The following is a 13053-nucleotide window of genomic DNA, read 5'->3' on the forward strand; positions in this document are numbered from 1 at the left end:
AAACGCCCTCAAACGCTCAAAAATTCCCGATCACGCATCCACTGATACACACTAATCATCCGTCGACACCTTCCGCTAAGCGGATAAAAAGCAGGATTTATTCGATGAAAACGATCCTTAAAACAGCGCTCATCCTTGGCCTCACGGCGTCACCAGCGACAGCGCAAGAACTGACTGTTCTAACTGCAGGCGATCAAAATATGGTCGACTATGTGAACGAATATCTCGGCCCATTGTTTGAGAAAGAAAATCCGGGCACAACGGTTCGTGTTGTTGGCACCGGTCCAGGCGATGCTGGTTCACAGAAGATTCTCGAACGCTTTGAAGCACAGTCAAAAGCTGGTGTTGAAAAGTGGGACGCAGACGTTGCAGTCGTCCATGAGAAATTTGCTGGCCCAATGGTCGAAAAGAAATTTCTCGAAAACTATCGCGGCAAAATCGACAGCGGTAAGCTCGTCACACGCGACAATGCTAAAATGGCGCTCGGCACCAATGTTGATGGCTATGTCATGCCGATGTTCAACAGCCAGACAGCTCTCGCCTACAACCCGGCACTCGTTGCAAATCCACCAAAGAGCTATGACGAGCTGGTCACATGGGCCAAGGAAAACCCAAAGCAGTTTGGCTATAACGGCATCAAGGGTGGCGCATCAGGCGTGAGCTTCGTTATGGGCTGGATTTACGCCTATGGCGGCGATGCCGACAAGCTGATGAAAGGCCCGTTTGAGGAAGGCGAAGCGAAAAACTGGGACAAGGCTTTTGCCTCGCTCAAGGATTTCACAACCAACGCAACATTGACGCCGGGTAATGCCGGAACACTCGACATGCTGAGCCGTGGTGAAATCGCGATGGGGCCAGTCTGGGTTGATATGTTCTACTCTTGGAAGGCCAACGGCCAGCTTCCGCCAGAAATGAAGCTCGTTCTGCCTTCGCCGGGCATGCCGGGTCAGCCGATGCATTATGTCATTCCTGAAAAGAGCGCCAATAAGGAACTCGCTGAGAAGTTTGTAGCACTTGCCACCAGCCCGAAGGTTCAGGCTGAAGGCATCGTCGAACGCTTTAACTGGTATCCGGGCATTGATGCCGACCATGTCAAAGCAGAACTCAATGCCGATACGTGGAACAAGCTCTTCACGGATATTTCGCCTGAAGAACTTGCAAACTACGGAAAGCCGTTCCCAATCGCCCCATACAACAAAGCCATTCTGGAAGCTTATGAGCGTCAGGTCGGCAACTAACAAAGGCTTAGACCGGGTGCGCCAGCGCACCCGGTCCCCTCACCTCAATTAAGGAATATCCATGTCGCAGAGAATGACGGGTTTTCTGCTGGTCGCACCCGCACTGGCAATCGTGTTGTTTCTGTTCATCGTGCCGCTGTTTGGCGCGATAACCGGGGCATTTCACGTTGGCGAAGATTGGGGCTTCGGCAATTTCACTAAGGCTTTCGAGCTTTATTCCAGCGACATGCTATTCACGCTTGTGATCGTCACACTTTCTTCTGCACTCATTGCGCTTTTCGCAATCGCTATTGGTGGCTATCTGACACTCGGCTCCAATCAGCGCGCCGTTACCGTGCTCCGCTGGCTTTACCGCTGGCCACTGTTCATTCCATTCATTGTGGTTGGCCAAATATTGCGCACATTCCTTGCCAAAAACGGCCTGATGAACAGCTTGCTTATTGAAAGCGGCATTCTCACGCCACTTCAGGCAATGAGCTTTCTCGACTGGCGCGGAATTGTCATTGCGTTTGTCTGGAAACAGACACCGTTCGTTACGTTGTTGCTAGCTGGCGCCATGGCATCGATTGATCGCAGCACGATTGAATCTGCGCGTAACCTTGGTGCCGGACGCTTGCGCATCCTCATTGAAATCGTGCTTCCGCAAGTGCGCCCAACCTTGCTCGTAGGTTTGATCCTGAGCTTCGTTACAATGATGTCAGTGCTTTCCGTACCTTTGATGATCAATGCCCAATCGCCAACCATGATCACCGCGAATATGGCGTTCCGCATCAATGCTTACGGCGATTACGGCGTTGCCAATGCGCTTGGCACGATCTCGCTCCTGATGACCAGTCTGGTTGCATGGGTTTATCTGCGCCAAACCATGAAGGAGCATGGCTAATGAGCAATGTATTTGACTGGCGCTGGATACCGCGCGGCATCGTGCTTGGTTCGCTGGCTTTTGCAATCTTTGGACCGCTGGCGAACCTTCTTCTCTGGGCCGTGGCAGAACGGTGGTATTTCCCGCATACACTGCCCATTCAATATGGCTTCTCCTTCTGGGCGAATGTGTTCTCCCCGCGTGGCAATGCACTGTCTTCGCTCGGCACAAGCGTTATCATCGCAAGCCTGACGGTGGTTGTTTCGCTCGGCCTTGCTATCCCTGCTGGCTATGCACTGGCACGACTGAAACTGCCATTCCGGGGACTTGTGTTGCTTATCCTGCTGATTCCGCAGGCATTTCCGAACCTGCCAATCTACGTCAATATTGCGCAGATGTTCTATTCGTTGCGTTTGAACGGTACGATTACCGGCGTCGTTTTGGTGCATGTAACGCATGGTCTGGTCTATGCAGTATGGATCGCAACAGCCGCTTTCTCCGCGATTGATCGCGAACTGGAAGAGGCCGCACGCTCCATGGGCGCTTCAGCCATGAAAACCTTCTTCCACATCACATTGCCAATCGCCGCTCCGGGCCTGCTTGCAAGTGCAATCTTTGTGTTCCTTGAATCACTAGATGAATTCACCGGGACATATTTTGTGGGCGCACCTGACATTACAACATTACCGCTGATGCTCTATACAGCAAGCTCGGGTGGTAACTATCAGATCGCGTCCATCAGCGCGCTGATCCTGCTGGTGCCGTCCATTGCATTCATGTTTGTTGTCGAGCGCTTCCTGCGCGCCGATGTTCTCTCGAAAGTGGGTCGATAGTTATGGCCGACAAAGATCGTTTTCAGGAAGAACTTCCCGAAAACCAGCCGCGCTTTATCAGTGCGCACGAAGTTGCTGTAGAGGCTGGCGTATCTCGCTCGGCGGTCTCGCGCACTTTCACTCCCGGCGCGAGCGTTTCGCCTAACACGCGAGAAAAGGTGTTGAAAGCGGCGGAAAAGCTCGGCTATCAGGTCAATGATCTGGCGCGCGGTTTGCTTGCCAACCGCAGCCGCATTGTCGGTATGATCGCAGCAGATCCAGCAAGCCCCTTCCGCTCACGGCAGATCGCTGCTTTGTCCCGTCGGTTGACTGCGCGTGGTAGCGTTCCCGTTCTCATCCCGACCGGGCAACATGGTGAGAACCTCTCTGCCGCACACCAGACCTTGCTGCGCTATAGAGCCGAGGCGACAGTTGTTCTCTCTGGGATGCCGTCATCATCCTTTGTCGAACTGGCACAGCGCAATGGTCAAACTCTAATCGTTGTCGGACGTAACGAAGACGGCCCGGACCATATTCGCATCAACAACAAACAAGCAGCAGAAACGGCGGTCGATGTTTTTGCTGCGCGTGGCATGAAACGACTGGGACTCGTCACCTCCAATGTTCGCAGTCCCAATCTTCTGGAGCGCGAAGAGGCCTATATAGCGCGAGCCAAAAGCTTTGGCCTTGATGTGAGCGTACAACGTGGCGAACTGACCGATTATGATGGCGGCTTCGCTGCGGCGTCACTCTTGCTGAGCGAACGGGATCGTGTTGAAGCAGTGTTCTGCGTCAATGATCTAATGGCCTTTGGGCTGATTGATTGCGCGCGCGATGTGTTCAATCTCTCGATACCTGACGATCTTTCCGTCATCGGCTTTGATAATGTCACCGAAGCGCGCTGGGGCGCTTATCGCCTTACGACGTTTGATCAGAATGCAGAGCGTCTATCCGCAGAAATCATCCGTATGCTTGATGAGCGGCAAAGCGCGCCCAATGCGCCACCGCAGATGGTGATGATCGACACGCCACTGATCCTTCGAGGCAGCGTTCGCCCGCTCAAAACCGAAAATCCAACGAACGGAAGCAAGTCCTGAATGTCCGATCATTCTATCTGGCTTCGGCCTGCACATGACGATCTTATTTTTCTTGAGACCATCGTGAGTGATTTGGGTGGGCGCTTTAACTCGCCGATATTTGAACCGCATGCGACGCTGGTGCCAGATATGAAGCGATCGGCAGAAGAGCTTCTGCCGCAGGTATTGAGTCTCGCAATAGGCCGCAAACCGCTGGAACTGCTGATTGAAAACGTCACGGGAAGCGAAGCCTATTTCCGCTCTTTCTATGCAGCACTTGAGAAAGCACCTGCATTAGTGCGCCTAAAACAGGACTCACTTGAAATCTCAAGTGATGCAAGCTTGCAGAGCTTTATGCCGCATGTTTCGCTTGCCTATGGCATTGAGGAAACAACCCTCAAACAAATGGAAATAGATCGGCTTAAAAAACAGCTTTCGGGCCGCAAGCTTCAGTTTGACCGGTTAGTGATCGTGAGTTCATCCAGTGATACGCCGATCGACCAATGGCACGTCAAACACGAAGTTTACCTGAAAGGTTAAGCCGGCCGCACATCTATGCGGCCAGCTGTTATTAATTAAAGAGGACGCGGATAAGAGCGATAGACGCTTTCGATGTCTGCCAGAACTTCGTCTGAAAGTATCAATTCGCTCGAAGCAATGTCGGTCTTGAGCTGCTCAACAGATGTTGCGCCAATGATTACCGATGTCATAAACGGCCTTGATGCAGAGAAAGCAATCGCCATCTGTGCAATATCAAGACCATGCTTTTTAGCGACATCAATATAAGCGCGGATTGCTGGCTCGGAATAAGAATTATCCCGCCACATGCCACCATCCATTACGGATGCGCGTGAACCTTCAGGGACTTTTCCATCGAGATACTTGCCCGTCAGCACACCTGCGGCAAGCGTGGAGTAAGCAAGTAAACCAACATCTTCGAACAGTGATACCTCAGCCATGTCGTGATCAAATTCACGCTGCAAAAGGCCATATTCGTTCTGGATCGATGCCATGCGCGGCAGATTGTGTTCTTCTGCAATCTTGAGCCACTGCATTGTGCCCCAAGCCGTTTCGTTGGAAAGGCCAACGTGACGGATTTTGCCTGCACGCACGGCATCTTCAAGACCGAGCAAAACATCATGGATTTGTTCGCGTTCAGCTTTCGGATCCACATTGGATGGATCAAAACCCCAGCCCTGACCAAAGTGATAATGCGGGCGCGATGGCCAATGAATCTGGTAGAGATCGATATAGTCAGTCTGCAAACGTTTCAGGCTGTCATTAACGGCTTCAGCAACGCTTGCACGGCTCGGCTTCGCTCCACCGCGAATCCATTCCTGACGACCGCCGCCAGCAATCTTACTAGCGAGAATAACGCGATCTCGCTTACCAGACTTTTTAAACCAGTTGCCGATGTAGGTTTCGGTCTTGCCATAGCTTTCCGGGCTCATCGGAATGGCATAGCCTTCAGCCGTATCGATAAAATTGACACCCGCATCGACAGCAAAATCAAGCTGTTCATGCGCGTCGCTTTCAGTGTTCTGAACGCCCCAGGTCATAGTGCCGAGGCAGATATCGGTAACATTGAGGCCTGTGCGGCCCAAAGGTTTCATTTTCACGAGATTTTTCCGGATCGATTTGCCCGCAGAGCGCGGATGTGACGGGGGTCAATTGATAACCCCGCTTTGTCGCGCCTGACAAGACCGCTCCGCAAAATTTGAAGACGATTAAAGAAACCGATTTGCCGAATAAGGCGCTGGATCAGTAAATGTTTTCTCAACTGTCATCATCTCGGCCAACAGTCGCCCACTGGCAGGACCAAGCGTCAAGCCATGATGCGCATGACCGAAATCAAACCAAAGCCCCTTGTGGCGCGGCGCAGGACCAATCACCGGACGCATATCTGGCAGACATGGCCGCAAGCCAAGCCACGGTTTGGTTTCAACCGGTGCACCCAGCTGCGGCAGAAGCCGACGCGCAATCTTTTCGGCACGTTTGAGCTGAATGAAATTAGCCGGAGCATCAGGCGAAGCAAATTCGATGCCTGTTGAAAGACGAACACCTTGCACCATAGGCGCAAGCACATAGCCCGCTTCTTCATCAACCACGGTATGACCAAGCCGCTCACCATCCTGCATTTCAAAATGCATATGATGACCGCGCTTAATGCCAAGCGGAATTGCATAACCAAATTTCTGGAAAATCAGGCCCGATTGCGGACCAAGAGCCACCACAACTTCACGCGCAAAAGCTGGACCTTCCTCGGTCGTCACTTGCCAACCATTCGTGCTTTCCGAAAGCGTTGCAGCATCACCATGAACAAACCGGCCACCATTTGATCGAAACAAATCCGCGTAAGCCTGAACAAGACCACCCGGATTGACGATGGTTTTAGGATCGAGCCAATGGATACCGCCAGCAACATCACCAAGCGTTGTTTCGCGCTGTTTCAGCGCCTGTGCATCGAAAACATCATAAGCAAGATTAAAGCGCTGCAACTGCGGCAAGCGCTGAACTGCCGCCTGAAAAGCAGGCTCACTGCGAAACACTTCGATCCACCCCTGCGAGCGCACGAGCCGTTCACAACCTGCCTGTGTGATCAGCGCGTCATGCTCTCGCACACTCGCTTCAACCAGTGGCAACATGGCATCGGTTGCAATCTTCAGGCGTTCTGGTGATGATTCACGCCAATATTGAAAAAGCCAGCGCGCAATGCGTAACACATAAAACGGATCGTAACGAACATCGGAACGGCGGTTTAAACCATAACGCAGCAGCGTGCCAAATCCTTGCGGAAACGAATAGGGAATAACGCTGGAGCGCTCAATCAGCCCCGCATTACCAAAGCTTGTGCCTTGCCCCGGCTCACCACGATCAATCAGCGTGACCGAACGGCCTCGCGCTTGCAAATGAAGTGCTGCCGAAACACCGACGATACCTGCGCCCAGAACGATGACATCTTGTTGCTGCATGGTATCCCCGACCTATCTCTCAAACAAATGCGCGCACCGACGATCTGTCAGTGCGCGCATTCATACATCAAACTCGCGTAACTTTTACAAGTCACTTATCTTCGATCAATAAATATCAAAGTCGAAATATTTCTTCACGATGGTTGCGTAAGTGCCGTCGTCGCGAATTTTCTTGATGGCCACATTGAACTGTTCGCGCAAATCATTGTCACCCTGACGCACCGCAATAGCCGTATCAGTCTGAGTACCGGGCACATCGCCAATCAGCTTGCAGCAATCCGCCCCATCAGCCTTGATCCAGTCAGAAATCGGGAATTTGTCGGAAACCACAGCATCAAGACGACCGCTTTTAAGATCGGCATTGGCTTCATCAGCCGTCGGATACAGTTTTACGTCAGCGCCTGCTTTGCCATAGACGTCTTCAGCATAAGTGCCCTGCGTGGTCGATCCCTGTGCACCGACAGTTTTCCCCTTGAAAGCTTCTGCATCAAGCGAGGTAATCGGGCTATCTTTCGGAACGGCGACAGACAGTGGCGTGGAATAATATTTGTCGGTGAACGAAACCTGCTTCTGGCGCTCTTCCGTGACACTCATCGACGCAATAACAGCATCAAACTTATTGGTCTGAAGACCGGGAATCATACCATCCCAATCATTGGCGACGATCGTGCACTTGGCTTCCATCGCAGCACAGAGTGCATTGGCGATATCAACATCCAGCCCCTGCAACGAACCATCAGCCGCAACGAAGTTAAACGGCGGATAAGCACCTTCCGTTGCAATCTTGATTTCCTTCCATTCTTTGGCTTGTGCTGGAAGTGCGGCGATAATGGAGGCGACGCCTGCAAACAGGATTGATTTCAACATAATATTCCCCTTGACCGTTGTTATGGTTCTGTTTTGCAGGTTTCCCGCCCGCAATATTATGCATTGAATGAAGCACTGAGCGCCGCCAGTTTCAAGTTAAACATTTGGCGGCGCTCATAAATTCTATCAATAAATATCGAAGTCGAAATATTTCTTACGGATTGTCTCGTAAGTGCCGTTGTCACGGATCTTTTTAATCGCTGCATTGAACTGTTCGCGCAGATCATCGTCGCCTTGACGCAGAGCGACCGAAATCTTGGTTTCCGAGCCCGGAATATCGCCCAGGAACTTACAGCAATCAGCGCCCTGCTTCTTCAACCAGTCCGCAGCCAAGAACTTGTCAGCCGCAATCGCATCGATACGACCGTTTTCGAGATCGGCATTGGCTTCATCGGCAGTTGGGTAAAGCTTCACGTCCGCACCGGCCTTGCCATAGACATCATCGGCATAATTGCCCTGTGTCGTGCCAGCCTGTGCACCGACGGTCTTGCCATCAAATGCTGACGGTTCAAGCGAGGTAATGTCGGTGTCTTTCGGAACTACAACTGCCAGGGGCGTCGTGTAATAGCGTTCCGAGAAAGCAACCTGCTTTTCGCGTTCAGGGGTAATTGCCATAGAAGCAATAACAGCATCAAATTTTTTGGCCTGAAGACCCGGAATCATTCCGTCCCAATCATTGGCCACGATTTCACACTTGGCTTCCATCGCTTCGCAAAGCGCATTGGCAATATCGATATCAAAGCCAATAAGCTTGCCATCCGGCGACATATAATTGAAGGGCGGATACGCACCTTCACTGGCGATACGGATTTCTTTCCATTCTTTTGCCTGCACAGGCATGGCAAGAACGACGGAGGCCAGACCGGCCAGCAAAATTGTTTTAAACATCGCTTCCCTATTCCACTTTTTAGTCACGGGCCTTGTCATTGCTCTATCCGGATTGCCCGCAAAGCCGAACAAATTCAATTGCAACTTTGGTCATATTCAAATGCAAAATGACCCGCTGCGTGTAAAACGCAACGGGTCTTGATATGGCCTTAACGGTGCTTTCAGGCAACCAAACGCGTTGCATGATCTTCCTGAGCATAGGCTTTGCCGAAGCGGTTTGCGAGGAATGCATCAAGAGTGATGTCTTCCTGACGAACAAAGCCCTTCTGCGCAATTTCGCCTTTAGCAAGCATGTCGAGCACGGCACAGATTGCCGAAGCAGTTGTGATCTGGATGCCCGAACGAACGATCTTGCCAACCTGATTGGCATAGACTTTATTCGCATAAGTTTCCTGAACCAGACGGCCGTTCTTCATTCCCGAAACAGTAACGAAGATCACGATAACGTCCTGCAATGTGCTTGGCAGAGCGTTTTCAAAAATGTCCTTGAGCACTTCACGACGATGACGCAGGCCAAGATCGTTCAGCAGCGCTTTCATAAGTGCTACGTGACCCGGGTAACGGATCGTGCGGTAGTTAAGCGTGCGAACCTTGCCTTCAAGTGTATCGCAAAGTGTGCCGAGGCCACCCGAAGTGTTGAACGCTTCGTAGGTTACGCCGTCGAGCGAGAATTCTTCGCGCTCTTCAAGAGCCGGAACCTTGGTGAGCTGGCCGTTGACGATGGCTTCGCATGGTTCGATATATTCGTTGATCAGGCCGTCGGTGCTCCAGGTCAGATTGTAGTTAAGAGCATTCGATGGAAATTCTGGCAGAGCACCAACGCGCATGCGCACGTTTTCCAGTGTGTCAAAGCGCTTTGCGAGATCGTAAGCAACGATTGAAATGAAGCCCGGAGCCAAACCGCACTGTGGAATGAATGCGGTGTTTGCATCCTTCGCCAGTTCCATGACGCGCTTGGTGCTGGCAACGTCTTCGGTCAGATCAAGATAATGCACGCCAGTCTTGGCTGCGGCTTCTGCGATCAGTGTGGTGAGCTGGAATGGAGCAGCGCTGAGAACCGCAAACTTGCCGGTCAGAACAGCTTCAAGTGCTTTGGCGTCTGCAATGTCAAGCGCCTGCGTCTTAACTTCCGCACCCGTGTCCAGTGCATCAAGCTGTGCCTGCGAGCGGTCGATAACAGTTACAGCATAGTCACCAGTTGAAGCCAGAAGATCGGCAATGGTCGCGCCAATTTTGCCCGCGCCTACAACAACGATCTCTTTCATGTCTTTTCCCCTATAGGTCTGTTTGGGTAATGCAATTTCGATAGACAAAGAATCTCACATTTTTCGGCGAAAAGAAGCGTGTAAACTGACGATTTCACGTTGTTTTTTTGTGCAATTTGACGTATCTAATATGCATTATGACGACAAACGCCGACCTCGCCCTTATTGCACTGCTACGTGAAAACGCACGTGCATCCACAGCCGACCTCGCACGGAAGCTCGGTGTGTCACGCACGACCATACAAAGCAGGCTGGAAAAGCTGGAAAAGCGCGGTGTAATCGAAGGCTATACCGTTCGAATCGCTCCAGAATTTGAGCGTGATCTGGTGCGCGCGCATGTGTTAGTTACGGCGCTGCCGAAGTTTGCACCAAAGGTTGAAACGGCATTGCGCGGCATCATGGCTGTGCGCACATTGCACTCCGTCAGCGGTCATTTCGATATGATTGTGGTGGTTGAAGCGCCGTCAATTCAGGAGCTGGATATTGTTCTCGACAAAATCGGTGCGCTTGAAGGCGTCGAACGCACCATGTCGTCGATCATTCTATCGACACGAATTGATCGCTAATTAGTCTTTCGAACTACCTTCCCATCCTGCATAAAACACACCCGGATGCTTTTCCATAAACTGCGTAACAGCATCAATTTCTTCCGGGTCAATCGACGTACTCACGAGGGTCGCAAGAATTTCGACCGTCTCAGCATTGCGATCCGAAATCTCCACATCCCCAACGGGATATTTTGCCTCTTCCAGCTTCTCGACGAGCAGCTCGCGCATTTCCTCCATCGCCTGGTGAGAGGCGATAACACGCACTTCATAGGTTTGTTCAAGCGCCTGTTGATCGACGGGTATGCGATTGATGAGATTGACCAGCGGGCGAAGCAGCGTATTTCCCAGCAAAACGAACACCGTCAACAGTGCTGCCTCGGCCAGCATATCAGTACCAGCACATGCGCCAACTGCTGCCGAACACCAAAGGGTCGCAGCCGTGTTAAGGCCGCGAACATTCATGCCCTCTTTCATGATGACGCCAGCGCCAAGGAAACCCACGCCAGAAACCACATAGGCAATGACCCGTAAAGCTTCCGCATTGCCTGCGAGGCGCGCTGCCAGATCAACAAAAGCGGCAGCGCCAAGTGCGACCAGCGCATTGGTTCGCAAGCCCGCCGTTCGCTGACGATACTGACGTTCCGCGCCGATCAATGTACCAAAGATGAAAGCGGCAGTGTAACTGACTGCCGTATCGAGAAACGGAAAAAAGTCAAAAGTGTTCAAAAATTGCATGTCAAAAACTCGATTTCTGCCAGTGCTTTAGCAGATTAGATTAATGCAATTATGACGAGGACGTCAGCCTATTCAATTGCCAACAAATTCAAACTTATCGACATCGACTAAACCGCGATCTGTGATTTTCAAATGTGGGATAACCGGCAGAGCTATGAAAGCCAATTGGAGAAACGGCTCTTCCAGCACGGATCCGAGTTCTTCCGCTGCATGACGCAGAGTGCGCAATTGTTCGCGTACTGTTTCATATGGCTCAGCACTCATCAGCCCTGCTATTGGCAAAGGCATTTCTGCAAGAACTTTTCCATCGCGCACAACAACAAACCCGCCTTCGATTTCACCAAGGCGATTTGCAGCGGCTGCGATGTCCTCATCCGAAACACCAACCACGCAGATATTATGACTGTCATGGCTCACCGTCGATGCGATAGCGCCAGCTTTCAGACCAAAACCATGCACAAAGCCCGTTGCGATATTGCCATTTTTGCCGTGGCGCTCGACAACTGCGATTTTCACAACATCGCGCTCAAGGTCGGGTTCAACGCCATGCGGCCCGACTTTTAGGTCGAACTCTAAGCTTTCCGTAATGATCTTTCCGGGAATGATACCGATAGCACGGGTTTTGCCGCTGTTAGATTGCGAACGGAAGTTCGTTGCGCTGACCCTTTGCGCCTTAACGCTGTTACGACCAACTTCGACGACCGTTTTGCGGGTTGCGAACAATTCTTCCGAAACCACCCTGCCCGCAGAAAGCACGATTTCTGGGTGACAACCTTCAAGGCTATCAATAATCACAAGATCGGCGCGCTGGCCCGGAGCAACCAGACCGCGATCATGCATCCCAAACGCGCGCGCTGCCGAAACACTTGCTGCGCGATAAATCGCCAGCGGATCAACGCCTCCCGCGATAGCTGTGCGGATGAGATAATCCAGATGGCCCTGATCTGTGATATCGAGCGGATTGCGATCATCGGTGCACAATGACAAGAACTGCGAGTGGCGTTCCGTGATGATCGGCATCAAAGCATGCAGGTCTTTTGAAACCGAGCCTTCACGCACGAGCACATGCATGCCCTTGCGCATTTTCTCCAATGCTTCTTCAGCGCTGGTTGCTTCATGCTCTGTGCGAATGCCTGCTGCGATATAGCCATTAAGATCAAACCCGCGCAGAAGCGGCGCATGACCATCAATATGACGTCCCTGAAAGGCTTTGAGCTTCGCCAGACATTCTGGGTCTTTCGAAAGAACGCCGGGGAAGTTCATAAATTCGGCAAGGCCGATTACCTTTGGATGGCCAGCGAACGGCAAAAGATCATCGATCAGAAGTTCTGCGCCCGATGTTTCCATATGCGTTGCTGGCACGCAGCTCGAAAGCTGCACACGAATATCCATGATCGTCTCAAGCGAACTATCAAGGAAATATTTTAAACCTTCTGCGCCCAGCACATTGGCAATCTCATGCGGATCGCAGACGACAGTTGTAACACCCTGCGGCAACACGCAACGATCAAACTCATGCGGTGTAATGTGTGATGATTCAATATGGAGATGCGTATCGATAAACCCCGGAACGACAATACGCCCGCTGATATCGATCTCCTGCTTGCCATGATATGTACCGAACGTACCAACAATGCGATCACCACAAATCGCAATATCGCTTTCAACCAGTTCACCAGTTACGAGATCGAAGAAGCGGCCACCTTTCAACACGATGTCTGCGGGTTCGCGTCCTGCGCCCTGATCAATCATCTGTTCCAACATTGGCTCACTCCATTCAAATCATTTTC

13 protein-coding genes are annotated in these 13053 nt (G+C 51.6%); 6 read left to right on the forward strand and 7 right to left on the reverse strand.

Annotated elements, in window-relative coordinates; genetic code table 11:
• Positions 1-104: 104 nt before the first annotated feature.
• The 5 genes from J2782_RS10215 to J2782_RS10235 all read left to right on the forward strand — a co-directional run bounded on the left by J2782_RS10215 (position 105) and on the right by J2782_RS10235 (position 4528).
• Entirely contained in the window at positions 105-1238 is a 1134-nt protein-coding gene (locus J2782_RS10215) for an ABC transporter substrate-binding protein (RefSeq protein ID WP_310012008.1), read from the forward strand.
• Between the two features lie 61 nt (positions 1239-1299).
• On the forward strand, positions 1300-2121 hold the full coding sequence (locus tag J2782_RS10220) for an ABC transporter permease (RefSeq protein WP_310012014.1): 822 nt from the start codon (positions 1300-1302) through the stop codon (positions 2119-2121).
• Positions 2121-2933, forward strand: coding sequence for an ABC transporter permease (locus tag J2782_RS10225; RefSeq protein ID WP_310012015.1), 813 nt, complete (start codon positions 2121-2123; stop codon positions 2931-2933). The genes J2782_RS10220 and J2782_RS10225 overlap by 1 nt, the downstream gene beginning before the upstream one ends.
• 2 nt (positions 2934-2935) lie before the next feature.
• Positions 2936-4009 carry a LacI family DNA-binding transcriptional regulator gene (locus tag J2782_RS10230; RefSeq protein ID WP_310012016.1) on the forward strand — a complete coding sequence of 358 codons (1074 nt, stop codon included), beginning with the start codon at positions 2936-2938 and terminating at the stop codon, positions 4007-4009.
• Positions 4010-4528: a haloacid dehalogenase gene (locus J2782_RS10235; protein ID WP_310012017.1), complete on the forward strand. Its 519-nt coding sequence runs from the start codon at positions 4010-4012 to the stop codon at positions 4526-4528.
• A 35-nt stretch (positions 4529-4563) separates the two neighbouring features.
• Here the strand turns inward: J2782_RS10235 and J2782_RS10240 are convergent, their stop codons facing one another.
• The 5 genes from J2782_RS10240 to J2782_RS10260 form a co-directional block, all read right to left on the reverse strand.
• Complete coding sequence (locus tag J2782_RS10240; protein ID WP_310012313.1) at positions 4564-5601, reverse strand: aldo/keto reductase; 1038 nt, start codon at positions 5599-5601, stop codon at positions 4564-4566.
• 114 nt (positions 5602-5715) lie between these two features.
• On the reverse strand, positions 5716-6960 hold the full coding sequence (locus tag J2782_RS10245; protein WP_310012020.1) for an NAD(P)/FAD-dependent oxidoreductase: 1245 nt from the start codon (positions 6958-6960) through the stop codon (positions 5716-5718).
• A 105-nt stretch (positions 6961-7065) separates the two neighbouring features.
• Positions 7066-7827, reverse strand: coding sequence for an ABC transporter substrate-binding protein (locus J2782_RS10250; RefSeq protein WP_310012022.1), 762 nt, complete (start codon positions 7825-7827; stop codon positions 7066-7068).
• 126 nt (positions 7828-7953) lie between these two features.
• A complete protein-coding gene (locus J2782_RS10255) occupies positions 7954-8715 on the reverse strand; it encodes an ABC transporter substrate-binding protein (RefSeq protein ID WP_310012023.1) in 762 nt (253 codons plus the stop codon).
• A 161-nt stretch (positions 8716-8876) separates the two neighbouring features.
• Positions 8877-9980 (reverse strand): saccharopine dehydrogenase family protein, encoded by a 1104-nt coding sequence (locus J2782_RS10260; RefSeq protein ID WP_310012024.1) that lies wholly within the window; start codon positions 9978-9980, stop codon positions 8877-8879.
• Positions 9981-10117: 137 nt separating this feature from the next.
• Between J2782_RS10260 and J2782_RS10265 the strand changes: the two genes are divergently transcribed.
• The gene (locus tag J2782_RS10265; protein ID WP_310012026.1) at positions 10118-10546 is read left to right on the forward strand and encodes an Lrp/AsnC family transcriptional regulator; all 429 of its coding nucleotides are present in this window, start codon (positions 10118-10120) and stop codon (positions 10544-10546) included.
• On the opposite strand, the gene J2782_RS10270 is transcribed toward J2782_RS10265, so the two are convergent.
• Complete coding sequence (locus J2782_RS10270; protein ID WP_250042347.1) at positions 10547-11263, reverse strand: MgtC/SapB family protein; 717 nt, start codon at positions 11261-11263, stop codon at positions 10547-10549.
• A gap of 72 nt (positions 11264-11335) precedes the next feature.
• Positions 11336-13027, reverse strand: coding sequence for an adenine deaminase (ade, locus tag J2782_RS10275; protein ID WP_404989621.1), 1692 nt, complete (start codon positions 13025-13027; stop codon positions 11336-11338).
• Positions 13028-13053: the final 26 nt, after the last annotated feature.

This window comes from Brucella pseudogrignonensis (assembly GCF_031454375.1).
Taxonomy (GTDB): Bacteria; Pseudomonadota; Alphaproteobacteria; order Rhizobiales; family Rhizobiaceae; genus Brucella; species Brucella pseudogrignonensis_A.